The organism is Serratia sp. Je.1.23.a, from assembly GCF_051129805.1.
GTDB classification, from domain to species: domain Bacteria; phylum Pseudomonadota; class Gammaproteobacteria; order Enterobacterales; family Enterobacteriaceae; genus Serratia; species Serratia liquefaciens.
The window spans coordinates 145,185-171,467 of the sequence record NZ_JBCPSR010000003.1 but is presented as its reverse complement, the minus strand read 5'-3'; the positions used below and the strand labels follow the sequence as shown (position 1 = coordinate 171,467).

Here is a 26,283-nt window from a genome sequence, read left to right as displayed (position 1 = left end):
ACATGCTCTATCCGAATGAAGAACAGCTGTACGCCGCCATCGAGTGGCAGGATTGCTCCGGTGATTTCGAAGATATCCTCTACCACAAGTCCAGCGACGGCATCGCTAAAATCACCATTAACCGTCCGCAGGTGCGTAATGCCTTCCGGCCGCACACGGTGAAAGAGATGATCGAAGCGCTGTCCAATGCCCGCTACGACGACGGCATCGGCACCATTATTCTCACCGGCGCCGGCGACAAAGCCTTCTGCTCCGGCGGCGATCAGAAAGTGCGCGGCGACTACGGCGGTTATCAGGATGAAAGCGGCGTGCACCATCTGAACGTGCTCGACTTCCAGCGCCAGATCCGCACCTGCCCGAAACCCGTGGTGGCGATGGTTGCCGGCTATTCGATCGGCGGCGGTCACGTATTGCATATGATGTGTGACCTGACCATCGCGGCGGATAACGCCATCTTCGGCCAGACCGGGCCGAAAGTGGGGTCGTTCGATGGCGGTTGGGGCGCTTCTTACATGGCACGAATCGTCGGCCAGAAGAAAGCGCGCGAGATCTGGTTCCTGTGCCGTCAGTATGACGCTGCCGCCGCGCTGGACATGGGCCTGGTCAACACCGTGGTGCCCTTGGCGAGCCTGGAAAAAGAAACCGTACGCTGGTGTCGTGAAATGCTGCAAAACAGCCCGATGGCGCTGCGCTGCCTGAAAGCGGCCCTGAATGCCGACTGCGACGGTCAGGCCGGTCTGCAGGAGCTGGCGGGTAACGCCACCATGCTGTTCTACATGACTGATGAGGGTCAGGAAGGGCGCAACGCGTTCAACGAAAAACGCCAGCCGGACTTCAGCAAATTCAAGCGTAATCCGTAATGAATGCTCCGATCCGTAACGCCGCCGTTTACCGTTACAGCCTGCCGATGGAGGCTGGCGTGGTGCTGCGCAACCAGCGGCTGAAAACCCGCGATGGTTTGCTGATCCATCTGCAGCAGGGCGGGCAGGAAGGCTGGGGTGAGATAGCGCCGCTGCCGGAGTTCAGCCAGGAAACGCTGGCGCAGGCCGAGCAGGCTGCGCTGCGCTGGGTACAGGACTGGCAAGGCGGGACCTTGCCGTCAGACAGCCCGTTGCCTTCGGTAGCGTTCGGCACCAGCTGCGCGTTGGCGGAATTGGAACAGCGGTTGCCGCTGCAGGCAGATTACCGCAAAGCGCCGCTGTGTACCGGCGATCCTGACGAGCTGTTCGCGGTATTGACCGCGCTGCCGGGAGAGAAAGTTGCCAAGGTGAAGGTTGGGCTGTATGAGGCGGTGCGCGACGGCATGATAGTCAACGTCTTGCTGGAAGCCCTTCCCGATTTGCGTCTGCGGCTGGACGCCAACCGCAGTTGGACTCGTGCCAAGGCGGACGGGTTCGCTAAATACGTGGCACCGGCGCTGCGTGAACGCATTGCTTTCCTTGAAGAGCCTTGCAAAACCCGTGATGAATCGCGGGATTTCGCGCTGGCGACCGGCATTGCTATCGCCTGGGACGAAAGCGTGCGCGAGGCGGACTTTGTGGTACAGGCTGAACCGGGCGTGGCAGCGATCGTCATTAAACCAACTTTGACCGGCAGTCTGGTTCGTTGCCGTACCCTGGTGGAGCAGGCCCATGCGGCGGGGTTAACGGCGGTGATCAGCTCCAGCATCGAATCGAGCCTGGGGTTGACGCAACTGGCACGCATCGCGCACTGGCTGACGCCGAATACCGTACCTGGACTGGACACGCTGGATCTGATGCAGGCGCAGCTGCTACGCCCTTGGCCGGACAGCGAGCTGCCGCTATTGGATACATCAGCGCTGGAGTGTTTATGGCGCAGCTAAAAGACTGGCCGTGGCGGCAGTGGGCGCAGCGACGGCCACAGGCGACGGCGGTGACGGTGGGGCACCAACCGGTGAGTTGGCTGGTGTTGCGCCGTCAGGTGGATAGGCTGGCGGCAGATTTTCAGCATCAGGGCGTCGAGCCCGGCTGTGGCGTGGCGTTATGCGGCAAGAACAGCTACCCGTTGCTGTTGGCTTATTTGGCGCTGTTGCAGTGCGGTGCGCGGCTGCTGCCGTTGAATCCGGCGCTGCCCGCGGCCCAGTTGGCGACGTTGCTGCCTGATCTGGATATCGATTTTGCTTTCAGTCCGGACCGGTTACCGACCTTACCGGCCACGGTCATCCCTTTAACCCCTCCCTCTACCGAATCTCGCTGGCTGAATCCACCGCGTTGGGATGCGCAACGGCTGGCGACGCTGACCTTGACCTCCGGCTCCAGCGGCAGACCAAAGGCCGCTGCGCACAGCTATGCCGCGCATCTGGCCAGCGCCGAAGGGGTACTGCGGCTGATGGACTTCCAACCTCAGGACCGCTGGCTACTGTCTTTACCGCTGTTTCACGTTTCCGGCCAGGGCATTGTCTGGCGCTGGCTGGCGGCGGGGGCCGGACTGGTGGTGCGTGATATGCATCCTCTGGCTGACGCATTGGCAGGGTGTACCCATGCCTCGCTGGTGCCGACACAGCTTTGGCGTTTGTTGGCGCAGCCGCTGGCGGCGCTGACGTTGAAGAAAGTGCTGCTCGGGGGCGCGATGATCCCGCCAGAGCTGACCGCGCAGGCGGAGGCGGCAGGCATTCGCTGTTGGTGCGGCTACGGCCTGACCGAACTGGCTTCCACGGTGTGTGCCAAGCGCGCTGACGGGCTGCCAGGCGTTGGGCTGCCATTGGCTGGTCGGGAAGTTAAGCTGGTGAATGAGGAAGTGTGGATCCGTGCGCTGAGTCTGGCGTTGGGATATTGGCAACGCGGTGCGTTGCTGCCGCTCGTCGATGATCAAGGCTGGTTTCATACCCGCGATCGCGGCGTCATGGAACAGGGTGAACTGCGGATCATTGGCCGGTTGGATAACCTGTTTTTCAGCGGTGGGGAAGGCATTCAGCCGGAGGATATCGAACGCGTGCTGGCGGCTCACTCGCAGATCTTGCAGGTGGTGGTGGTGCCGGTGGATGACGCCGAGTTTGGCCAACGACCGGTGGCAGTGATCGACAGTGGGGTACCGCTTTTGCTGGAAGATCTGCTGGCGTGGTCGCAGGATCGTCTGGTGAATTTCCAACGGCCGGTTGCTTTGTTGGCGATGCCCGCCGAGTTGAAAACCGGGGGGATCAAGATCTCCCGCCGTCAACTGCAGCAATGGGTGGCTGAACAGCTATCCCATCGATAAAAAAGGCCGCCCAAAGGCGGCCTCAGACTGCTGACAAACCTGCGAAACGGCTAAACCGGTAGGGGTCGAACATGTTCGACCCGATTTAACCCATTGATTATGCTATTGGGCGCAGCATGCTGCGCCCCTACCATTAAACAACAGAGCACTTTTCAACGGCCTCAGTGACTGCCGACGGTTATTTCAGGCCCAGCGCTTTGGCTACGCCAGCGCCGTAATCCGGATGCACTTGGGTGAACAAATCGACCTGACGCCGCTGGATCTGTTCCGGCACCTGCGACAGCTCACCGGCGATACGGGTGAACATACGCTGATGTTCTTCTGCGCTCAACAGGTTGAACAGCGCGCGCGGCTGGCTGAAGTAATCCCCGTCTTCACGGTGATTCCAGTGGTCGGCGGCTCCTTCAATGCTCAACGGTGGCTCTCTAAAGTCCGGTTGCTCCTGGAACAGGCCAAAGCTGTTTGGCTCGTAGGTCGCGCCGTTACCGCTGTTGCCGTCCACGCGCATCGCGCCGTCGCGGTGGTAGTTGTGGAACGGGCATTTTGCGCCGTTAACCGGGATTTGATGATGGTTAACGCCCAGACGGTAGCGGTGGGCATCCCCGTAAGAGAACAGGCGACCCTGCAGCATTTTATCCGGCGAGAAGCTGATCCCAGGCACTACGTTGGCTGGGTTCAACGCCACTTGTTCCACTTCCGCGAAGTAGTTTTCCGGGTTGCGGTGCAGCTCGAAGAAGCCAACGTCGATTAACGGGTAATCGCCGTGCGGCCATACCTTGGTCAGATCGAAGGGGTTGTAAGGTGTCTGCGAGGCTTCGTGTTCCGGCATGATCTGAATCTGCAGTTTCCAGCGCGGGTAATCACCCCGTTCGATGGCTTCATACAAATCGCGCTGTGAGCTTTCACGGTCTTTGGCAATGATCGCCTCCGCTTCGTCATCCATCAGGTTTTCAATGCCTTGTTCGCAGCGGAAGTGGAATTTAACCCAGAAGCGTTCGTTGTTGGCATTGATAAAGCTGAAGGTGTGGCTGCCGAAGCCGTGCATATGGCGGTAGGATTTCGGGATGCCGCGGTCGCTGAAGTCTATGGTCAATTGGTGCAGGCTTTCCGGCGACAGCGAGAAGAAATCCCATTTATAAGTTGGGTTGCGCAGATTGGTACGTGGATCGCGTTTGACCACGTGGTTAAGATCGGGGAATTTCAGCGGGTCGCGCAGGTAAAACACCGGGGTGTCGTTACCCACCAGGTCCCAATTGCCCTCCTCGGTATAAAACTTCATCGCGAAACCGCGAATGTCGCGTTCGGCGTCGGCGGCCCCGCGCTCACCGGCTACGGTGGAGAAGCGGATAAACATGTCAGTTTGCTTGCCGATTTCAGAGAAGATTTTTGCGCGGGTGTACTGGGTAATATCGTGGGTGACGGTAAAAGTGCCGTAGGCGCCGGATCCTTTGGCGTGCATGCGGCGCTCGGGGATCACTTCACGGTCGAAGTGAGCCAGCTTTTCCAGGAACCAAACGTCCTGCAGCAGCATCGGGCCGCGTTTACCTGCGGTGATCACGTTATTATTATCGACAACCGGGGCTCCGGCTGCGGTGGTCAGTCCTTTCTTGCTCATCACTTGCTCCTTATCGTATTGCAATTGAGTGAAGACTTGGGCGACTCAAGCTTTCATCATAATCCGCCAGGGCGTTCTCACCCTGACCCTAATCAATGCCACTACTAGTTGTAGACCTATTGAACGCACTCGGCAAATAGGTCTGGGTTATCGTTGCTATTGCCACCCGGGAGGACGCTTTTCCTTGCAAAACTTTACATTCATTTGATTACAGAAGAATTTTTTCGCTTTTATCCCTTAAGAACTGGTTGTGGTTTGGTATAGACTCGTGACGGTATTATTACGGGTTAACTCATATCATTCTTAATGGATGAAGTAGCAAGAGGGAGAGACGATGAAAAAGACTTTGGTCGCCTGCGCGGCAAGCATGCTGTTTATGACCGGTGCGGCGAACGCGCTCAGCCTGTCTGGCGAAGCCGGCAAGCATTACACCAACCTCGGCTTCGGTCAGGACACAGGCACCAGCGGTTTGGGTTTAACGGGTAACTGGGCCCGTAGCGATCATAACGGCAACGTTGGCAGCCTGGGGCTGAACTTCGGCCTGCCATTGGGACCGTTGACTGCGACGTTAGGGGGCAAGGCGCTGTATCTGAGCCCGAAGGACGGTAAGAGCGGTGGGGCTTTGGCACTGGGCGGCGGTCTTGACTGGGCAATCACGCGTTCTCTCAGCCTGCATGGCGAAGGCTATTTCGCCCCGGAATCACTGACCAGTGGCGTTAAGGCCTACAACGAAGCCAGCGGCGGCCTGCGTTGGACTGTTTTCCGCCCGCTTAGCGTAGATGTGGGTTACCGCTATATTCAGATGCAAGGGAAGGACGGGCGTCGTGACAACACCTTGGCCGATGGCCCTTATGTTGGCGTGGGTCTGAGCTTCTGATATAAACAGCGAAGGGGCCAATTGGCCCCTTCGTTTTATCGAAAAATGTATTAGCCGACGGCCGGCAGGATACCGCTGGCGATACCCACCTGAATGGCAATCACCGTCACCCCGCAGACAAACACCACCGCCAGCGCCGGAGTCCCCCCCCAGACGCGGTATTTCGCCTGATGCTGTTGACGCGTTTTCCACACCAGCATTGACGGTAGCAGCAACGCCAGCACTGCCAGTGCGATGGCGGCGAAGCCCAGCGCCAGCACAAAGCCACGTGGATAGAACAACGCGAAAGCCAGCGGCGGCAAGAAGGTGATGGCACCGGTCTGCAGACGGCCTCGTACGTTATCCTGGCGCTTGAACAAATCGGCCAGGAAATCAAACAGCCCGAGCGCTACCCCCAGGAAGGAGGTTGCCAGCGCCAGATCGGCAAACAAATGCACCGCCAGTTCGACATGTGGGGAAGCCACGACGTCGCGCACCGCCTGCAACAGGCCGTTCAGACCCGCTTGCTGTGCCAGGATACCGACGAAAGTGGTGGAGCTGATGCTGCCGAGCGTGGCCAACTGCCAGAAAATATAGGCTATCAGCGGAATGGCGCTGCCGATAATGAACACCCAACGCAGCTTGCGGATGTTGCCGCCCATGTAGTTCACGATGCTTGGCACGCTGCCGTGAAAGCCGAACGACGTGAAGATCACCGGAATGGCCGACAGCGCCAGCCCTTGCTCCAGTGGGAGCGTCATCAGGTTGGTCTGGTGGATATTGGGCAGCATCAGGCCCAGCATGACAATCAGAAACACCACTTTGGCGCTGAACAGAATACGGTTAAACAGATCGACCGAGTGGGTACCGATGCAGACTACGCCGCCGGCCACCAGAGTAAACAGCAAGACGCCAAGCGTGGTGGGGAAGTCCTGCGACGTCCACTGGCTGATGCTGGCCGCCAGCAATTCACCGGCGCCGCTGATATAGGCGGCAGTCAGGGCATACATCAAAAACATCATGCTGAAGCTGGTCAGCCATTGGCCGCCGCCGCCGAGGTAGCGCTTTGCCAGGGTACCGAGGCCGGTATCGGCCTGTTCATGTTGATAGACTTCAACCAGCAGCAGTGCGGTATAACACATCAACAGCCACAGGCCGACTAACAGAGCCAGGGTGACGCCGAAGCCTACACCGGCCGCCGCCAACGGCATTGCCAGCATCCCGGCGCCGATGGTGGTTCCTGCTACGATAAATACACTGCCAAGCGTGCGATTTTTCACGTTTTTCTCTATCAACCAAAGATTTTGGAAAATTATAGGTAACTGATTCTAAGTGCGGCAGGATAGTTGATGGAATATTTCGTGTCAAACGGACGTTACGGGTGCTGTTAACTTATCTTTACGATGTTGCAGGCTGCGCTATCTCGCAAAAAAATGCCTTTAACCGAAATTAACTGGTGGTGCCTAGTGAAAACTTATTTACAGGCTTCTATAGTGGAAAGATCGGAAAATGTGGGAGAGATCAATGTTAAGGGTGGAGATGCTCAGCACCGGTGATGAGGTGCTACACGGGCAAATTATAGATACCAACGCCGCCTGGCTGGCAGACTATCTGTTCCAGCAGGGCATGCCGATGAGCGGCCGTGAAACGGTGGGGGACAGTCTCTCCTCTCTGATCGAAACATTACAGGAACGCAGTCATATCGCCGACGTGCTGATCGTTAACGGCGGTCTGGGGCCGACCAGTGACGATCTCAGTGCTCAGGCGGCCGCGACCGCCTGCGGCGTCGAGCTGGTTGAACATGCTGAATGGATGGCGCGTATCGAGGCGTATTTTGCCGAGCGCGGCAGACCGATGGCGGCCTCAAACCGCAAGCAGGCGCAGATCCCCGCTAACGCAGAGATGCTCGACAACCCGGTTGGCACCGCCTGTGGTTTTGCTTTGCAACTGAACCGATGCATGATGTTTTTCACGCCCGGCGTGCCATCTGAATTCAAAGTGATGGTCGAACAGCAAATTGTGCCGCGCCTGCGTCAGCATTTTACCTTACCGGCACCTCCGCTGTGCCTGCGGTTAACCACTTTTGGTACTTCGGAAAGCGATCTGGCTGCTGAGCTGGACGGCATGCCGCTGCCGCCGGATGTGGTTCTGGGTTATCGTTCCTCCAGCCCGATCATTGAACTGAAGCTGACCGGCCCGGTTGCCCAGCGTGCGGCGATGGAGCAAGCGTGGGAGCGGGTTCGTCAGGTTGCGGGTGATAACACCCTGTTTGAAGGAACCCTTGGCCTGCCGGCAGTGCTGACACAGAGGTTGAATCAGCAAGGGTTGAAGTTGGCGCTGAGCGAACAGTTCAGCGCCGGGCTGATCAATCTGCAACTGCAGAGCGAAGGGGCGCCGTTGGCCGGTGGTGAATTGTTGCCGTCGCACTGCGTGGAAACGCTGGAAACCACGTTGGCGCGCGCTCGTTCGTTGGCGGAACTGACCGGAGCGCAGCTGGCATTGGCGGTCAGCGCCATGAGCGGCGATCGGGTGAGCATTGGGCTGCATACGCCAAAAGGCAGCATCGGGCAGACAGTACGTTATCGGGCTGCACGGCATAGCCTGCGGTTAAGGCAAGAGTCGGTGGCGATGCTGGCGCTAGACATGCTGCGGCGGTGGTTGAACGGTGGGCCGGTATGCGGCAGGAATGCCTGGCTGGAGACGCTGGAGATTATCGAATAGGGAGGCTTGAGACTGTTGGTCTTGGGCATTGTGTGGCAAGGCGGATAGATGAAAGCCCCAAACTGTATTGACTCTCAATCAGAATGGGGCTGCACATACCGCCTAGACACCGTTACGCTAGCCTCTTCACAGCAAGGAGGCAAGCATGCAGTTAAAGCAGGTGTTTCACTCGTTAGCCGTTGTATGTATTACGATTTCGGTATTTATACCCGTCGTCTTTCAAGCTGCAGCGTTGTTGGCTGTAACTCGAAAGTCATAGGGTATATTCAGGTGATGGAAGGATGTTCTTGAAAATCAGATTTCCAACTCGATATCCGTCAGCGGCATGCAACAGCAAGGCAGGATTTCACCCTGGTTGATAAACGCCAATGGCTGTTGGCGGTAGGTCACTTCACCTTTTACCAGCTTCAGGCGGCAGGCGCCGCAGTAGCCGGAACGACACTGATACTCCACCTCAACGTCGTGCAATTCGAGCACGTCGAGCAGGCAATTTTCACTTTTGGGGCAGGTAAGCTGCGTACCCGTGGTACGCAGCGTCACGATTGATGATGCCATCGCTTAGAGTTCGAAGTCGCTCAGGTCGTCGGCATGGACTTCCGAGTCGATCTGCCCTACCAGGTAGGAGCTGACTTCCACTTCCTGTGGTGCAACCTGCACGTTGTCGGAGACCAACCAGGCGTTAATCCATGGGATTGGGTTAGAGCGGGTGGCGAACGGCAGGCCAAGGCCCACTGCCTGCATGCGGATATTGGTGATGTATTCCACGTACTGGCACAGAATGTCTTTGTTCAGGCCGATCATCGAGCCGTCACGGAACAGGTATTCCGCCCACTCTTTTTCCTGCTCGGCCGCCAACACGAACAGATCGTAGCACTGTTGCTGACACTCAACGGCGATTTCTGCCATTTCCGGGTCATCGGCACCGGAGCGCATCAGGTTCAGCATGTGCTGGGTACCGGTCAGGTGCAGCGCTTCGTCACGGGCGATCAGCTTGATGATTTTGGCGTTGCCTTCCATCAGTTCGCGTTCCGCGAAGGCAAATGAACAGGCGAAGCTAACGTAGAAGCGGATGGCTTCCAGCGCGTTAACGCTCATCAGGCACAGATACAGCTGTTTTTTCAGCGCGCGCAGGCTAACGGTAACGGTGTTGCCGTTGACCTGATGCGTGCCTTCACCCAGCAGATGGTAATAGCCGGTCATCTCGATCAGATCGTCGTAGTAGCCGGAAATGTCCTTCGCACGCTTGAGGATCTCTTCGTTGGTGACGATATCGTCAAACACCAGCGCCGGATCATTAACGATATTACGGATGATATGGGTGTAAGAACGTGAGTGGATGGTCTCAGAGAATGACCAGGTTTCCACCCAGGTTTCCAATTCCGGGATCGAGATCAGCGGCAGCAGCGCCACGTTCGGGCTGCGGCCCTGAATCGAATCCAGCAGCGTCTGGTATTTCAGGTTGCTGATGAAAATGTGTTTTTCATGTTCCGGCAACGCCTGATAGTCGATACGGTCGCGGGAAACGTCAACCTCTTCCGGGCGCCAGAAGAAGGACAGTTGTTTCTCAATCAGTTTTTCGAAAATTTCATGTTTTTGCTGATCGAAACGCGCAACGTTAACCGACTGGCCGAAAAACATCGGTTCCAGCAACTGGTTGTTTTTATTCTGAGAAAATGTGGTGTAAGCCATAAGCCTGAGTCCATCGTATCGTGGCTAAATGAAGGGGCCGGAAGAGTTCCGGCCCGCTGTTTCAAACTTTAGATCTTGCAGGCGCCGCTTTCGCAGTCATCATCGCCGCCCTTGGCCGGCAACAAATCTTCCTGGACGTCTTCCGCGCCGTCGCGGGTGTTCTGGTAGTACAGCGTCTTGACACCAAACTTGTAGGTAGTGAGCAGGTCTTTCAACAGCTGCTTCATTGGCACCTTGCCGCCCGGGAAACGGGTTGGGTCATAGTTGGTGTTGGCAGAGATCGACTGGTCGATAAACTTCTGCATCAGACCGACCAGTTGCAGGTAGCCGTCGTTGTTCGGCATTTCCCACAGCAGCTCGTAGTCGTTTTTCAGACGTTCGTACTCCGGCACCACCTGGCGCAGGATGCCGTCTTTCGACGCTTTGATGCTGATGTGACCACGTGGCGGCTCAATGCCGTTGGTGGCGTTGGAAATCTGCGAAGAGGTTTCCGAAGGCATCAGCGCCGACAGGGTCGAGTTGCGCAGACCGGTTTCCTTGATCTCTTTACGCAGGGTTTCCCAGTCGTAGTGCAGCGGCTCCTGGCAGATGACATCCAGATCTTTCTTGTAGGTGTCGATCGGCAGGATCCCCTGCGAATAGGTGGTTTCATTGAACCAAGGGCAAGCCCCTTGTTCCTGAGCCAGACGGTTCGAGGCCTTCAGCAGGTAATACTGGATAGCTTCGAATGTCTTGTGAGTCAGGTTGTTGGCACTGCCATCGGAATAACGCACGCCGTTTTTCGCCAGATAGTAAGCGTAGTTAATCACGCCGATACCCAAGGTGCGACGACCCATGGCGCCACGGTGTGCGGCTTTGATTGGGTAGTCCTGGTAATCCAGCAGGGCGTCCAATGCGCGCACTGCCAGGGTAGCCAGCTCTTCCAAATCGTCCAGGCTTTCGATGGCGCCCAGGTTAAAGGCGGACAGCGTACACAGGGCGATTTCGCCGTTTTCGTCGTTGACGTCGTCCAGCGGTTTGGTCGGCAGGGCAATTTCCAGGCACAGGTTAGACTGGCGCACCGGCGCGATCTGCGGATCAAACGGGCTATGGGTGTTGCAGTGGTCAACGTTCTGGATGTAGATACGGCCGGTAGAGGCGCGTTCCTGCATCATCAGCGAGAACAGTTCGACCGCTTTCACGCGTTTCTGGCGAATGCTGTCGTCTTGCTCGTACTTGGTATACAGACGTTCGAACTCGTCCTGGTCGGCGAAGAATGCGTCATACAGGCCCGGGACGTCAGAAGGACTGAACAGGGTGATGTCCTGGCCCTTGATCAGGCGCTGGTACATCAGGCGGTTCAACTGTACGCCGTAGTCCATGTGACGAACGCGGTTGCCTTCAACACCACGGTTGTTTTTCAGCACCAGCAGGCTTTCAACTTCCAGATGCCACATCGGGTAGAACAGCGTCGCTGCACCACCACGTACGCCGCCCTGAGAACAGGACTTCACCGCGGTCTGGAAGTGTTTGTAGAACGGGATACAGCCAGTATGGAAGGCTTCACCACCACGGATCGGGCTGCCCAGCGCACGGATACGACCGGCGTTGATACCGATGCCGGCGCGTTGCGAAACGTATTTCACAATGGCGCTGGAAGTGGCGTTGATGGAATCCAGGCTGTCGCCGCACTCGATCAGCACGCAAGAGCTGAACTGGCGGGTAGGGGTGCGCACGCCGGACATGATTGGCGTAGGCAGTGAGATTTTGAAGGTGGAGATCGCGTCGTAGAAACGTTTAATGTAGTCCAGACGGGTCTCACGCGGGTAGTTGGAGAACAGGCACGCGGCCACCAGGATATACAAGAACTGCGCGCTCTCGTAGATCTCGCCGCTGACGCGGTTCTGCACCAGATACTTCCCTTCCAGCTGCTTAACGGCCGCGTAGGAGAAGTTCATATCACGCCAGTGATCGATAAAGGAGTCCATCTGCTCGAACTCTTCAGTGCTGTAGTCTTCCAGCAGATGCTTATCGTACTTGCCCATTTCTACCATGCGCGTCACGTGAGCGAGCAGCTTTGGCGGCTCGAACTGACCGTAAGCTTTTTTACGCAGATGGAAGATGGCCAGGCGCGCGGCCAGATACTGGTAATCCGGCGCGTCGCGCGAGATCAGATCGGCTGCTGCTTTGATAATGGTTTCATGAATATCAGCGGTTTTGATGCCGTCATAAAACTGAATATGGGAACGCAACTCTACTTGAGAAACGGAGACGTTGTTTAACCCTTCCGCGGCCCAGTCGATGACACGGTGGATTTTGTCGAGGTTGATGCGCTCTTTACGCCCATCGCGTTTAGTAACAAGCAGACTTTGGTTCATGTGGTGTTTTACCTGTCCGTATGGTGCCCCTAAGCAGAAGTGTAGTAGCTCTGCTCAGTATGTAAACACTATATATAGGGGGTGTATGTCGGTGAGGTAACAAGATAGTGAGAAAACAGGGCGTTTGCAAGTGAACAAAAGTGGCCTAATTTGTGGATAACTTGGGGGTGAAATGTGACTTGTCTTTCGCAGTGCGCGCTGTGACTGGTGCGACAAGCTTGTCAATAAGCGGGATAAGATTTTCCCTATAATCAGAAAAACGTGATCGTTTGCCGCTTTATTAAACGTTAGAAAAAAACGGCATATTGTTAGCCATCAAAGTTCTAAAAATTCATAAACAAGAAGAACACTGGGCTGGCGCAATCTTTTGTCCAATGTCTGCCTGTGTGATTCCACGTAGCTACTTTACCCCAAAATGAGGGCTGCCATTAACCACGGTTTCTCGTCCGTGCGATATCAGACCAGAGATCGCGGGTTCCAGCCGTTGCTTTCGCAATAGAGCGTTTGCGCCACAAGAGGTTTACGGGAGCTTTCATGTCGCCTCACTCCCGTAAATTGATCATTTTTAGGTATCGACTGATGGCGGTTGATACGGCTAGCTTTCGCATCGCGTGGGGATCAGCACCTCTTTGCTTTGATATTTATAAGGAATAAAATATTCTTTATGGCCCTGTTCCTCACTTTTGCTTTTTTGCCCGGCTGCAATCGCCACCATCAATTGAGCGATTTCCAGAGAAAGCTGTTGTTGCGATATGGCCCCGCTTAGCAGCCGGCCGGCATCCACATCCATATCATCAATCATGTTTTCAAACGTTTGGCTGTTGCCGGTGATTTTTATCACGGGGGCAACCACGGAGCCCACTACGCTGCCGCGACCGGTGACAAAAAAGATAATATGGCTACCGCAGGAGATAAGATCCATCAGCCCTTCATTATCATTAGGGTTAGTGATGCCAAATTGCATCCAGTGAGGATCTGGCGTGCTATCAAGTAACCATAGGCCTTTTCGCTGGGGACAACCGCTGACTTTGAGCACGCCTTGAATGGGGCGAGAGCCGCTCTTTATTACGGCGCCCATGCTTTTTTCTTCGATTGTGGATAGTCCACCGGCAAAGTTTCCTGGACTGACCGAGTATTGCCTCACCGATTTGCAGTAATCGAGCGCCTTATTGTAGGTGGCAACGATTTCATCCTTAGCGCTTTCGGATGCCGCGCGCTGGGACAAAATATCAATCAAGCCTATGGCTTCCACGATCTCTTCAAAAATTGCCGTACCGCCCGCATCGACCAACCAATCAAAAAAGTTGCCCACCGCCACATTGCCCGCCAGCCCGCTGGTATAGTCGCTGCCCCCACACTCACTGCCGATAATCAAGTCTGCAAAGCCCATAGGCACTCGGCTGGTGCGCGTTAATTCTGTCTGCATTCTCCTGACATGCTCAACGCCTAACTCCACGCTGCCTTTTGTGCCGCCGGTTTGCTGAATATAGAACCAGGCCGTCGGCTTTCCTTCTTCTTTTGCGATATTGCTAAGCCACTCTGGCTGGATGTACTCACACCCTAACCCTACGGCAAGGACACCACCGACATTAGGATGGCGAATTAATGAGATCAGCATTCTTACGGCGTACTCATTGTCGGTACAACCGGAAAACCCAACCGCTTCAACTTCGGCGTCATTCACTTTTTCGGTTATCTTATCGGCCACAAAATGGGCGCATTCCACGGTGTAAATAACCAATATTTTATTGCGGATCCCCTTGGTGCCGTTCTGGCGCTGGTAACCTGACCACGTCACCGATTTCAGGCTTTCTAACTTATTCATATTTGACATCCTTAGGGGCACCGGTCACCAGATCCAGATGGGATGAGCGTTCGTCATAGTTGCTATGCATAACGTGCAGGTGAACCCAATCGCCGGTTTTTATCGCTTGGGTCGCACTGCCTATGTTGATGCCGTATTTAATGATGGGGTCGCCCATGGAAATGGGGCATAACGCTATTTTATGGCCGATATTGATATTCTCATTGGCGATGACGGTGTCATTCCCACAGCCGCGAACCGAGACTTTGCCCGTTTGTATGGGTGTTAGCGCCGTAGCGACATTATCAACGTCATTAATCTTGTATGCGACTTGCTCCATAATAGCCCTCCTGATCTTATTATTTAGACTGGATATTCAGTGCTATCACCAAGCAATAGCACTGGCTAATCAATCAGAAACCAATCAGAGCGCCACCATCAACCACCAGAACCTGACCGCTGATAAAGGCGGCTGCCTCTGAAGCCAAATAAGTAGCGGCCCAGCCAATGTCTTCTGGCTTGCCGAATTTCTTCATCGGGGTTCGTCCGAGAATTTTATTTCGGCGCTCATCATCTCCTTCAATGGCCTTCCGCAGCATGGGTGTGTCGATCCAGCCCGGGGCAATGCCGTTGACGCGTATGCCTGCCCCAGCCAGTTCGGTGGTCAGCGCGCGGATAAGCCCTAGGTAGGCCGATTTCGCCGCCGCATAGCCGGCGACATAGGGCTGTCCGAGAAATGACGTCATGGAGGCGGTAAACAGAACGCTGGCATTGCCATGCTGCTTCATGTGCGGGACTAACGCTTTGGTCAAGGCAAACGCTGCGACAACGTGAACATCAAGAACGGATTCAAAATCCTCAACGCTCATCTCCTCGATGGGCTTTTTGCAATGGTTGCCCGCGTTGTTGACCAGGATGTCGATCTGCCCAACCTGGTCGAGCAAACCGTTCACCCATGCCTGGGTTTTGGTGGTTTCACTGACGTTAAATTGACTGTAGGTTGCCATAGGACCGAGGTTTTCAGCAGCCTGCTGAGCGAGTGGGCCATTGAGGTCGGCTATGATGACTTTTGCGCCACTGGCCACCATGCATTCAGCCATTGCGTAACCCAAGCCGCTGGCCGCGCCAGTAATTAATGCCGTTTTACCTTCGAGTGAAAATGCATTTTTTAACATAGTTATAATCTCTGATTAATTGCGGTTAAAAGGCGATAAGTATTTTGGTCACGGCACCAGGATCGGCTGCCCACGCCATAAAGGCTTCACCTGCCTGGTCGAGCGGGTAATGAGTGGTGATAATTGAATGCAGGGGATAGCGCTGTTGTTCCATCAAGGCCAGAACGGCGCGAAAATCTGCCACCGTGGCGTTTCGTGAGCCGCGGATATCCACCTCTTTCAGCAAAAAAAGCGCGCTGTTGTAGTTAACCGGTTTTTTTGCGTAGCCGACGTAAACGATGCGGCCAGAAAAGGCGACCAGTTCGAGAGATTGCTCTATTGAAGAGGTTTGCCCGGCGGCCTCAATGACCAGTGCCGGGCCACGGCCTTCGTCGATCCTGCCCAGCTCGTCGGCGAGGTCGACCTTTGTCCCATTGAGGAATGAGCAAGCGCCGCAGGCCAGAGCCACGGCCTGTTTGCGATCGTCTATGTCTATGGCGATCACCCGTGCTCCCATTGCTGCTGCAGCGGCTATGGCCCCCAGACCAATGACACCGCAACCTATCACGGCCACCCATTCTCCAACCTGAATGGCACCACGACGGGCGGCGTGCAGCCCAACGGCCAGAGGTTCAACCAGAGCCAGTTCATCAAAGCTCAGGGCATTGCAAACAAGAATTTTATTCGCTGGGATAACCAGCCTTTGCGCCATACCCCCCTGACGCTGGACGCCGAGCGTTTGATTGTGCTTACAAGCGTTCGGCCTGCCAGCAAGGCAACTGCTGCAAACCCCGCATTCTGTACAAGGCAAGACCACCACACGATCGCCCGGTTTGGCCGTCGTGACATTGCACCCTGTGCGGATAACTTCGCCGCTAATTTCATGACCGGGGATGCAAGGGTATACAACCAGGGGGTTAAACCCACGGTAGGTATTTAAATCGGAGCCGCAGAGGCCGACGCGCTGGACATCAATAAGAACATCATTATCACCGCATACGGCCTCAGGGATGTCGACGAACTCGGTATGGGAATTTTTATCAATGGTTAATGCTTTCATTATTATTGTTTCCTCAGGTTTGTTAAGGTGTCCGTGAGAGGTTGTTCTTTTTTATTTGAATTAATGGGTTTGACAAATAACGCTACGCTTAATGCGCCGAAAATACCTACAATGCCGGCTAATACGAAGGCTGAAATAAAACTGCCACCGCTGTATTGAACGATAAAACCGGTCAGAATAGGGGCGATCATGCCTGAAGTATTCGCCAGCAGGTGAACAAAGCCGCCCACGCCACCCACTTTATCTGCGGAAATACTGTCGGAAATAATAGACCAGGGCGATGATGCTGCCAGATACATAAAGAATATGCCGAATGACATCATAATGACGGCAAAGGTCACGGAGTCTACGATCCCGGCAATACAGATGCATATAGACGAGGCAATTAGCCCGACAACAATAAGCAGCTTCCTGGAAAAAAGTAATCTTCCGCTTTTCTTGTAAATATAATCGGAGACAGCGCCTCCCATGACCATGCCCACACTGCCAAGTAACCATGGGATCGAGGAGGCAATGCTCATTTCAGCAATGTTCAGCCCTTTTGCCATTGAGAGGTAGCTGGGAAACCAGGTCAGGAAGAAATAAAGAATATAGTTGATAGCAAAGAACGCCATGCCGGTCGCCAAAACCAGTGGCTGTGTCAGATAAAAGCGAAACGGCAGCTTGGTCTGGGTATCATGGTTTACCGGCGCATTGTGCAGAGCCGTTTCAAACTCTTCAATTTCAATAGGCTGGGTCTTCGGGTGATCTTTAGGGTGGTCAGTAAAGTTTTTCAGCCAGAAGAAGGTCCACACAAAGCCAAGTGACATGAGGATGATAAATGCCACTCGCCAGTTCCACATAATGATCAGGAATCCAACGATGGGGCCCGCGATAGCCCCTCCGAGTGGGTTGCCTGCATTGGCAATACCAATGGCGCGTGCACGCTGGTGAATCGGGATCCAGTGGGTGATGACCTTATTGATGTTGGTGCTGACCGGGCCTTCGCTCATCCCAAAAATGACTCTAATAATAAATAGGATGATGTAGCTGAAAGCGACCCCTGTCAGACCACAGAATAACGACCAGGTAAGCATGGCAATGGCCATCACTTTGCGCGGGCCGTAAATGTCAGACAGGTACCCCCCGACGAAGTTAAATAAGGCATAGCCGAAGAAGAAGCTGCTCAGCATTACACCAATTTCAGCAGGAGAGAGTTGTAGATAATCTTTTATATAGGGCATGGCAACAGAAAATGCAGCCCGATCCAGGTAGTTAATAATGCTAGCTATAAACAAGAGTGTTATTATTTTATTTCTCTGTTTCATGATTGCATACTCATATTGTATGACTAAATATAAACCCACCTTGCCAATCAATATTATGGGCTTAGTGAAATTACATTACGCCAAAGGTTTCGAATGCCTCTACCGTGCTCATGCCATTGCTGATGGCCGTCCTGACGCGATTCTCTGTGGAGACTTTTTCTAATGCCAAACTAATGGCGTCACGTTCAACTTCTTGCGGGATGATTAAGATGCCATCGCGGTCGCCATAGACGATATCGCCTGGGTTTACCCTTATTCCGTTAAATTCAATAGGAACGCGATAATCGATCACCTTTCCTCTGGGGCCTTGATCTTGTGCATAAGTGCCGTGTGAGAACGTGGGGAAATTTAATTCCAGGATTTCATTGCTATCGCGTACATAACCATCCAGCACGGCGCCAGCCGCTTTCAGATGACGAGCCCGGGTTGACATCAGGCCGCCCCAAAGCGCGTAACGCAGAGAACTTCCTGTGGCGATGTACACCTCGTCTTCTTTCAACGAATCCAGTGCTTCAAACATTAACCCAAAAGGCTGTTGGGTGATTTCGTTATGCCCAGAGCTGGATTTGAGCTCGTAGACATCGGCTTCGAGCACCGGCATCGCTCTGCCGGCAACCACCATATTCATCTGAAGCGGTTTAATGGAGGGGGCAAAAAACTGATGTAAAAATCCCATAGTATCAAGAATATCACCCACAACGGCGGGGAACAGCTTGGTGCGCATCAGTTGGAACAGCTCTTTATCATTCGACCACATTTTTTTCTCCTGAAAAGACAATTTCTATTTGGCCTTAAGAGCAGGCTCGGGTGTTTGCACAGGAAAAATTACGCGCAACCTATCAACCTGTCAAACAGGTTGATAGGGATGATTTTATATATGATATTAAGCTCACATTTTTAGTAAAATGGCGGCGAGAACCGCCCGGAAGGGGCCGTTGATGGTGTTGAATTGTGGTGGTGGTCTGAGAGAAGAAAATATCGTGATGTTTTCTGCTTTGCTTTCATCTAGTTCATTTGAAGTTGTAAATTTTGGAGTCGTTTAAAATGGATACAAAGATGCCGATTCAGAGCCACACATTGTCCTCGCAAATCAAGCATTACGTGCTGGATATGATAAGCCAGCAACAGCTGACGCCGGGGATGGCGGTTCCAAGCGAAGTAAAATTAATTGAGGAGCTGGGTGTCAGTCGTGGGGTGATCCGTGAGGCATACCGTTCGCTATCCGCTCTGGGTATTCTGGAGATAAAAAGCGGTAAAGTCCCGCGGGTGAAAGCGTTCGACAGCAGCGTGCTTGAGCTTATTTTTGGCTTTGCTATAGCTTCAAATCAGGTGTCCGTCTCCCAAATACTTAGCGTGCGCCAGTGGCTTGAAATCGGCAGTGCTGGCATGGCGGCGACCAACGGCAATGAAGAGGATTTTCGCCAGTTACAGGATGAGATGAAGCAGATTGAGGATTGTATCTTCGATACAGACAAATTCATTCAGCATGACATTAACTTCCATCTCATTATTGCCAGGGCATCTCGCAACCCTCTGTCCGGTATTTTATTGCAATCCCTGCATGAACAACTCAGACGTTCTATCCATGCCGGTCTCGAAGCGCAAAGTGGAACCGACGCCGAAAGAAAACAGATTGTCTCTTTGCATCAGGATATTTGCGATTGCGTTTGCGCCAAGGACGCGGAAGGAGCGATGAAAGCGATGACGAACCATTTTAATACGGCGGTCAACTCTTTGATTGAAAAGGGTGAGAAGGCCAATGACGGGGCCTGAAGAAGGGCATTTATTTTTGTGCGGCGAGCGCTTAAATACTCACCGCATTTGAGAGTGGCATCAGCCTTCGTGTTGAGTATGTACCATGTAGTTCACATCAACGTTGCCGCCCAGCTTGAAGTGGTCGGTGATCGGGTTGTAATGCAGGCCAATCATGTGTTTTTCGCGCAGCGGCGTGTGGTCGATCCAGCCGATCAGTTCAGAAGGGCGGATGAATTTCTTATGGTCGTGGGTACCCTGCGGGACCATCTTCAGAATATATTCCGCACCTATGACCGCCATCAACCAGGCCTTGGTGTTGCGGTTGATGGTGGAGAAGAACACATGACCACCCGGTTTGACCAGGTGAGCGCAGGCGCGCACCACCGAAGCCGGATCGGGAACGTGCTCCAGCATTTCCATGCAGGTCACGACGTCGTATTTTTGTGGGTTGGCCTGGGCGTGGCTCTCTACCGTTTCCTGCACGTAATTCACATTCATGCCGGTTTCCAGCGCGTGTAATCGAGCCACTTGCAATGGCTCGGCGCCCATGTCCAAACCGGTCACTTTGGCACCTTCACGCGCCATGCTTTCCGCCAGAATGCCGCCACCGCAGCCCACGTCGAGGACGGTTTTATCAAAAATGCCGCCTGAACGTTGCAGGATATAATTCAGACGCAGCGGGTTGATACGGTGCAGCGGTTTGAACTCACCTTCCAAATCCCACCAGCGAGAGGCCACGGCCTCGAACTTGGCGATTTCCTGATGGTCTACGTTTTGCGCTTGGCTGGATGATTCTGCATTCATGGGCGTATTTTGCTCCTGGTTCTCGTTGCGCGGATTATACATGTTCCGGCGCAGCGCCGTCTGCGCCGATGCATTTTTAGCGCACATATATGCACAATTTCAGTGAATCGGCGGCGGTTATTTTCCCGTAAAGCGTGCTTTGTGATATAGTTTTACACCTTTGCCACTATGGCAGCGGGCAGATGAATCATTAGTAGAGGGATAGCAGCTCCATGAGCGACCTTGCCAGAGAAATCACACCGGTAAACATCGAAGACGAGTTGAAAAACTCGTATCTGGACTACGCGATGTCCGTAATTGTCGGACGTGCGCTGCCAGATGTTCGTGATGGACTGAAGCCGGTACACCGCCGCGTTTTGTACGCGATGAACGTACTGGGTAACGACTGGAATAAACCATACAAGAAATCGGCCCGTGTCGTCGGGGACGTCATCGGTAAATATCACCCACACGGTGACAGCGCGGTTTACGACACCATCGTGCGTATGGCTCAACCTTTCTCACTGCGCTATATGCTGGTGGACGGTCAGGGTAACTTCGGTTCCGTCGACGGCGACTCCGCCGCGGCAATGCGTTATACCGAAGTGCGCATGTCAAAAATTGCTCACGAACTGCTGGCGGATCTGGAAAAAGAAACCGTCGACTTCGTGCCTAACTACGATGGCACCGAGCAGATCCCAGCCGTCATGCCAACCAAGATCCCGAACCTGCTGGTTAACGGCTCGTCGGGTATTGCCGTGGGTATGGCCACCAACATTCCGCCGCATAACCTGTCAGAGGTTATCAACGGCTGTCTGGCCTATATCGATGATGAAAACATCAGCATCGAAGGCCTGATGGAACACATCCCGGGGCCGGACTTCCCGACGGCGGCGATCATCAACGGTCGCCGCGGTATCGAAGAGGCCTACCGCACCGGGCGCGGCAAAATCTATCTGCGCGCACGCGCTGAAGTGGAAGCCGATGCCAAGACCGGGCGCGAAACCATTATTGTTCACGAGATCCCGTATCAGGTGAACAAGGCGCGTCTGATCGAGAAGATCGCCGAGCTGGTTAAAGAAAAGCGCGTGGAAGGCATCAGCGCACTGCGCGACGAGTCCGACAAAGACGGCATGCGTATCGTGGTTGAGATCAAACGCGATGCGGTTGGCGAAGTGGTACTGAACAACCTGTACTCACTGACGCAATTGCAGGTCACCTTCGGCATCAACATGGTGGCATTGCACCAGGGCCAGCCGAAGTTGCTGAACCTGAAAGACATTTTGCAGGCGTTTGTTCGTCACCGCCGTGAAGTGGTCACCCGTCGTACCATCTTTGAACTGCGTAAAGCTCGCGATCGCGCCCACATTCTGGAAGCCTTAGCTATCGCTCTGGCCAACATCGATCCGATCATCGAACTGATCCGTCGTGCGCCAACCCCTGCGGAAGCGAAAGCCGGTTTGGTCGCTCAGGCGTGGGATCTGGGTAATGTAGGTGCCATGCTGGAACGCGCGGGTGATGACGCGGCTCGCCCTGAGTGGCTGGAGCCGGAGTTCGGTATCCGTGACGGCAAATATTACCTGACCGAGCAGCAAGCTCAGGCGATTTTGGATCTGCGCCTGCAGAAACTGACCGGCCTGGAGCATGAAAAGCTGCTGGACGAGTATAAAGAGCTGCTGACTGCCATTGCCGAGCTGATCTTTATTCTGGAAAACCCAGACCGCCTGATGGAAGTGATCCGCGAAGAGCTGGTCGCAATTAAAGAGCAGTACAACGACGGCCGTCGTACCGAGATCACCGCCAATACTTCAGATATCAATATCGAAGACCTGATCAACCAGGAAGACGTGGTAGTTACGCTGTCGCACCAGGGCTATGTGAAGTATCAGCCATTGAGCGACTATGAAGCGCAACGCCGCGGCGGTAAGGGCAAGTCTGCTGCACGTATTAAAGAAGAAGACTTTATCGATCGTCTGTTGGTGGCTAACACCCACGATACGATCCTGTGCTTCTCCAGCCGTGGCCGCCTGTACTGGATGAAGGTGTATCAACTGCCTGAAGCCAGCCGTGGCGCGCGTGGTCGTCCAATCGTCAACTTGCTGCCGCTGGAAGCCAATGAGCGTATCACCGCCATTCTGCCGGTGCGCGAGTATGAAGAAGGGCGTCATGTGTTCATGGCAACCGCCAGCGGCACCGTGAAGAAAACCGCGTTGACCGACTTTAGCCGCCCACGCAGCGCCGGCATCATCGCCGTTAACCTCAATGAGGGTGACGAGCTGATTGGTGTTGACCTGACCGACGGCAGTAACGAAGTCATGCTGTTCTCCGCCAACGGTAAAGTGGTTCGCTTCCCGGAAACGCAGGTGCGTTCAATGGGCCGTACTGCTACCGGCGTGCGCGGTATCAACCTGGGTGAAGGCGACAGCGTTATCTCCCTGATTGTGCCTCGCGGTGAAGGCGATATTCTGACCGTTACCCAGAACGGCTACGGTAAGCGTACTGCGGTCACCGAATACCCGACCAAGTCACGTGCCACCCAAGGGGTTATCTCCATCAAGGTGAGCGAGCGTAATGGTCAGGTAGTGGGTGCGGTACAGGTGGATACCACCGATCAGATCATGATGATCACCGATGCCGGTACGCTGGTGCGTACTCGCGTTTCGGAAGTCAGCGTGGTTGGCCGTAATACCCAGGGTGTTACGCTGATCCGTACTGCGGAAGACGAGAATGTCGTCGGCCTGCAGCGCGTTGCCGAACCGGTAGAAGACGAAGAGCTGGATAGTCTGGAAGCCGGCGCAGAAGCCGTAGAAGAAGACGCTACGCCGCTGGATGAAGGCGACGACGATTCTGAAGCGGTAGACGACGCGGAAGATGACAACGTCTAAGCCATAGTGGGCGGCATAACGCCCCTATCGCACAGATGAATACAGGGCCTGGCAGCGATGCTAGGCCCTTTTTCAGTTATATGGTTTAATTAGCGAACTCAAGCTAAAGCTCCCGGCTCTGCTATGAACGCGCTGGTCGCCACTCACATTCGTATGGTATCCGATTGAAATATTTAGCCTCTTTTCGCACCACGTTAAAGATTTCCCGCTATCTGTTCCGGGTGCTGGCGATAATGCTGTGGTCGTTGGGGGCGTTGCTCACCACTTTCTATATCCTGAATATCCTGCATCAGAAAGAGTCTGACATCCGCCAGGACTACAATCTCAATTTTGATCAGGCACAGGGCTATATCCGTCATTCGGCCGATATCATTCGTGATATCAAATATATGGCAGAAAACCGCCTCAATGGCTCGGTCAGCAGTATGGATATGTTCAGCGGCATTTTTCCCGGCAAGACCAGCTCGCCGGAGTTTTTCCCGCTGTATCCTGAGTCTAACTGTTCACTTAATACCACCTATCGTAACTCGCTCAATGCATTGAGCGGGCTGATCCAGTACTGGAAAGAGAACTTCGTCGCGGCTTACGATCTCAACCGGGTATTTTTCATCGGTGGCGATAGCCTGTGTATGGCAGAGTTCGGCAGCAGCAGCGGCGTGGCTAACCGCGCAGAGGCCTTGAAAACCCTGCATGAGCGCATCCTTAAATATCGCAACGCTAAGTACCAGGATAAAGACAATAACCTGTACTGGATCAGCCCAAGCCAGCAGCGACCGGATGTCGGCTATTTGTATGTGCTGACGCCAATCTATATTGGTTCCAAGCTGGAGGCGTTGCTGGGCATAGAGCAGACTATACGTCTGGAAGACTTCGTGACTACCGGCAACTTGCCCATTGCTGTGACCTTGCTGGACGAAAACAACGAACCGATACTGCAACTGGCGGATGGTGAACGCAATGCGCAAGCGCCCGACAGCTATCCGCCCGATCAGGCCTACTTTGGTTATGTCGATAATTACCACGACCTGATAATGAAAAAGGCGTTGCCGCCGTCCTCGCTCAGCATCGTTTATGCCGTGCCGGTAAAGACGGTGGTTGAGCGCTTCAAGATGTTGATTCTCAATGCGGTGCTGCTGAACTTGTTGTCCGCCATTGTGCTGTTTACGCTGGCCTGGCTGTTTGAGCGAAAAATGTTCCTGCCGGCAGAGGACAACGCCTTCCGGCTGGAAGAACATGAGCAGTTTAACCGCAAAATTGTCGCCTCGGCGCCAGTGGGCATCTGTATTCTGCGCATCAGCGACGGAACCAACATTCTGAGTAACGAACTGGCGCACAATTACATCAACTTACTGACCCACGAAGACCGTGACCGCATTACACGTATCATCTGCGAACAGCAGGTGAATTTTGTCGATGTGATGACCAGTAATAATAATAACCTGCAGATCAGCTTCGTTCATTCTCGCTATCGTAATGAGGATGTGGCGATTTGTGTGCTGGTGGATGTCAGCGCCCGCGTGAAAATGGAAGAATCGCTGCAAGAGATGGCCGCCGCCGCGGAACAGGCCAGCCAATCGAAATCGATGTTCCTGGCGACCGTTAGCCATGAATTACGTACGCCGCTGTACGGTATTATCGGCAACCTCGATTTGCTGCAGACCAAGGCGTTGCCGCAGGGCGTTGATCGACTGGTCAATGCGATGAACAATTCTTCCGGGCTGCTGCTGAAGATCATCAGCGATATTCTGGACTTCTCGAAAATTGAATCCGAGCAGTTGAAGATTGAACCGCGGGAGTTCTCCTGTCTGGAGGTGATTACCCACATCGCCGGCAACTATTTACCGCTGGTGGTGAAGAAGCGGTTGGGGCTGTACTGCTTTATCGAGCAAAACGTGCCTGAGCGCATTTCCGGCGATCCAGTTCGATTGCAGCAGGTGTTGTCCAACTTGCTGAACAATGCCATTAAGTTCACCGATACCGGCTGCATCATCCTGCAGGTCTGCACCCGTGGCAATTATCTGGAATTCAGCGTTCGCGACACCGGCGTCGGTATTCCTGAGAAAGAAATTACCCGCCTGTTTGACCCGTTCTTCCAGGTGGGCAGCGGTGTGCAGCGCCATTTCCAGGGTACCGGACTGGGGCTGGCGATTTGCGAGAAGCTGATCAACATGATGGACGGCGACATTGCCGTTGAATCCGAACCGGGATTAGGCAGCCTGTTCACCATCCGTATTCCTCTGTTTAGCGCCCAGTTCCCGATCCCGCAGCCGAGCGATACCTGGCAGGGCAAAACGCTGTGGCTGGATATTCGCAACCAACGGCTGGAAAGTTACCTGATGGAGATCCTGGGCGGTTATGGTGCGACGGTATTACGCCATCAGGGGCAGGACACCGCCGAAGGCGAAGTGATGCTCAGCGATCACCCGTTGATGATTAGCACGCCGCTGCTGGCGCAGATCCAATTTTCCATTGAACACATCGGCCCGTCGCAGGAAACGCGCCCGGGCTACTGGATGCACAGCACCTCTACGCCGCGTGAAACCCTGGTGCTGCTTAACCGGCTGTTTGGCACTCAAGCTGAAAGCGGCAATACCCTGGCACAATTGCCGTTGCCGGCCAAGGCCAGCCTGATCGACAACGGTGATATTCATTTACTGGTGGTGGACGACCATCCGATCAACCGTCGGTTGCTGTCCGATCAGCTTAGCTCGCTGGGCTACCAGGTGGTGACGGCCAATGATGGGGTCGACGCGTTGGATGTACTCAGTCGTAACACCGTCGACATCGTACTGACCGACGTCAATATGCCGAACATGGATGGTTATCACCTGACTCAGCGTCTGCGTGAGTTGGACTTTACCTCTCCGGTGATCGGTGTGACGGCGAATGCCCTGGCGGAAGAGAAACAGCGCTGTATTGAGGCGGGGATGGATAACTGCTTGTCGAAACCGGTGACGCTGGAAACGCTGGAGCAAACATTGGCGTATTACAGCCTGCAGGTGCGTAACATGCGTGCCGAATCGGAAAACGCCTGAAAGCAAAAGGGCGCAGCATTATGCCGCGCCCTCGTTAACTACCGGG

At 54.4% G+C, this 26,283-nt stretch carries 20 protein-coding genes; 8 read left to right on the top strand and 12 right to left on the bottom strand.

Features of this window, described 5'->3' with window-relative positions:
• The first annotated feature begins 2 nt into the window (after positions 1–2).
• From menB to menE, 3 genes are read left to right on the top strand one after another with little or no spacing between them, the layout of a single operon-like run.
• Entirely contained in the window at positions 3–860 is an 858-nt protein-coding gene (gene menB / locus AAZT04_RS13070; RefSeq protein WP_020827822.1) for a 1,4-dihydroxy-2-naphthoyl-CoA synthase, read from the top strand.
• A gap of 11 nt (positions 861–871) precedes the next feature.
• Complete coding sequence (menC, locus tag AAZT04_RS13065) at positions 872–1,843, top strand: o-succinylbenzoate synthase (protein ID WP_174574544.1); 972 nt, start codon at positions 872–874, stop codon at positions 1,841–1,843.
• The gene (gene menE, locus AAZT04_RS13060) at positions 1,831–3,216 is read left to right on the top strand and encodes an o-succinylbenzoate--CoA ligase (RefSeq protein WP_048763028.1); all 1,386 of its coding nucleotides are present in this window, start codon (positions 1,831–1,833) and stop codon (positions 3,214–3,216) included. Before menC ends, menE begins: the two co-directional genes overlap by 13 nt.
• A gap of 178 nt (positions 3,217–3,394) precedes the next feature.
• Here menE and katA read toward each other — a convergent pair whose 3' ends face one another.
• Complete coding sequence (gene katA / locus AAZT04_RS13055) at positions 3,395–4,831, bottom strand: catalase KatA (protein WP_048759292.1); 1,437 nt, start codon at positions 4,829–4,831, stop codon at positions 3,395–3,397.
• Between the two features lie 334 nt (positions 4,832–5,165).
• Between katA and AAZT04_RS13050 the strand changes: the two genes are divergently transcribed.
• Positions 5,166–5,708, top strand: a complete 543-nt coding sequence (locus AAZT04_RS13050) for a YfaZ family outer membrane protein (protein ID WP_020827818.1) — start codon at positions 5,166–5,168, stop codon at positions 5,706–5,708.
• Positions 5,709–5,758: 50 nt separating this feature from the next.
• Here AAZT04_RS13050 and tyrP read toward each other — a convergent pair whose 3' ends face one another.
• Positions 5,759–6,967, bottom strand: coding sequence for a tyrosine transporter TyrP (gene tyrP / locus AAZT04_RS13045; RefSeq protein WP_041414776.1), 1,209 nt, complete (start codon positions 6,965–6,967; stop codon positions 5,759–5,761).
• A 244-nt stretch (positions 6,968–7,211) separates the two neighbouring features.
• On the opposite strand from tyrP, the gene AAZT04_RS13040 reads away from it, so the two are divergent.
• Positions 7,212–8,408, top strand: coding sequence for a nicotinamide mononucleotide deamidase-related protein YfaY (locus AAZT04_RS13040; protein WP_434680438.1), 1,197 nt, complete (start codon positions 7,212–7,214; stop codon positions 8,406–8,408).
• A 294-nt stretch (positions 8,409–8,702) separates the two neighbouring features.
• Here the strand turns inward: AAZT04_RS13040 and yfaE are convergent, their stop codons facing one another.
• From yfaE to AAZT04_RS12995, 9 genes are all read right to left on the bottom strand, one after another.
• Entirely contained in the window at positions 8,703–8,963 is a 261-nt protein-coding gene (gene yfaE, locus AAZT04_RS13035) for a class I ribonucleotide reductase maintenance protein YfaE (protein WP_041414773.1), read from the bottom strand.
• Between the two features lie 3 nt (positions 8,964–8,966).
• Positions 8,967–10,097, bottom strand: coding sequence for a class Ia ribonucleoside-diphosphate reductase subunit beta (gene nrdB / locus AAZT04_RS13030; protein ID WP_020827814.1), 1,131 nt, complete (start codon positions 10,095–10,097; stop codon positions 8,967–8,969).
• A 68-nt stretch (positions 10,098–10,165) separates the two neighbouring features.
• Positions 10,166–12,454, bottom strand: a complete 2,289-nt coding sequence (gene nrdA / locus AAZT04_RS13025) for a class 1a ribonucleoside-diphosphate reductase subunit alpha (protein WP_020827813.1) — start codon at positions 12,452–12,454, stop codon at positions 10,166–10,168.
• A 595-nt stretch (positions 12,455–13,049) separates the two neighbouring features.
• Positions 13,050–14,279, bottom strand: a complete 1,230-nt coding sequence (locus AAZT04_RS13020; protein WP_129940900.1) for a UxaA family hydrolase — start codon at positions 14,277–14,279, stop codon at positions 13,050–13,052.
• Positions 14,272–14,598: a UxaA family hydrolase gene (locus AAZT04_RS13015; RefSeq protein ID WP_020827811.1), complete on the bottom strand. Its 327-nt coding sequence runs from the start codon at positions 14,596–14,598 to the stop codon at positions 14,272–14,274. The genes AAZT04_RS13020 and AAZT04_RS13015 overlap by 8 nt, the downstream gene beginning before the upstream one ends.
• A gap of 73 nt (positions 14,599–14,671) precedes the next feature.
• Positions 14,672–15,433: an SDR family NAD(P)-dependent oxidoreductase gene (locus AAZT04_RS13010; protein WP_020827810.1), complete on the bottom strand. Its 762-nt coding sequence runs from the start codon at positions 15,431–15,433 to the stop codon at positions 14,672–14,674.
• Positions 15,434–15,458: 25 nt separating this feature from the next.
• On the bottom strand, positions 15,459–16,472 hold the full coding sequence (locus tag AAZT04_RS13005) for a zinc-binding alcohol dehydrogenase family protein (protein WP_020827809.1): 1,014 nt from the start codon (positions 16,470–16,472) through the stop codon (positions 15,459–15,461).
• Positions 16,473–16,474: 2 nt separating this feature from the next.
• Positions 16,475–17,779 (bottom strand): MFS transporter, encoded by a 1,305-nt coding sequence (locus AAZT04_RS13000; RefSeq protein WP_434680433.1) that lies wholly within the window; start codon positions 17,777–17,779, stop codon positions 16,475–16,477.
• A gap of 70 nt (positions 17,780–17,849) precedes the next feature.
• The gene (locus tag AAZT04_RS12995) at positions 17,850–18,536 is read right to left on the bottom strand and encodes an RraA family protein (RefSeq protein WP_262258718.1); all 687 of its coding nucleotides are present in this window, start codon (positions 18,534–18,536) and stop codon (positions 17,850–17,852) included.
• Between the two features lie 287 nt (positions 18,537–18,823).
• On the opposite strand from AAZT04_RS12995, the gene AAZT04_RS12990 reads away from it, so the two are divergent.
• Positions 18,824–19,552 carry a FadR/GntR family transcriptional regulator gene (locus AAZT04_RS12990; RefSeq protein WP_048759271.1) on the top strand — a complete coding sequence of 243 codons (729 nt, stop codon included), beginning with the start codon at positions 18,824–18,826 and terminating at the stop codon, positions 19,550–19,552.
• 60 nt (positions 19,553–19,612) lie between these two features.
• On the opposite strand, the gene ubiG is transcribed toward AAZT04_RS12990, so the two are convergent.
• Complete coding sequence (ubiG, locus tag AAZT04_RS12985) at positions 19,613–20,338, bottom strand: bifunctional 2-polyprenyl-6-hydroxyphenol methylase/3-demethylubiquinol 3-O-methyltransferase UbiG (RefSeq protein ID WP_115058429.1); 726 nt, start codon at positions 20,336–20,338, stop codon at positions 19,613–19,615.
• A 212-nt stretch (positions 20,339–20,550) separates the two neighbouring features.
• Here ubiG and gyrA point away from each other — a divergent pair, with 212 nt between their 5' ends.
• Both gyrA and rcsC read left to right on the top strand, forming a co-directional pair.
• Positions 20,551–23,202 (top strand): DNA topoisomerase (ATP-hydrolyzing) subunit A, encoded by a 2,652-nt coding sequence (gene gyrA, locus AAZT04_RS12980; protein WP_046373071.1) that lies wholly within the window; start codon positions 20,551–20,553, stop codon positions 23,200–23,202.
• Positions 23,203–23,366: 164 nt separating this feature from the next.
• Positions 23,367–26,237 (top strand): two-component system sensor histidine kinase RcsC, encoded by a 2,871-nt coding sequence (gene rcsC / locus AAZT04_RS12975; RefSeq protein ID WP_434680430.1) that lies wholly within the window; start codon positions 23,367–23,369, stop codon positions 26,235–26,237.
• The last annotated feature ends 46 nt before the right edge of the window (positions 26,238–26,283 follow it).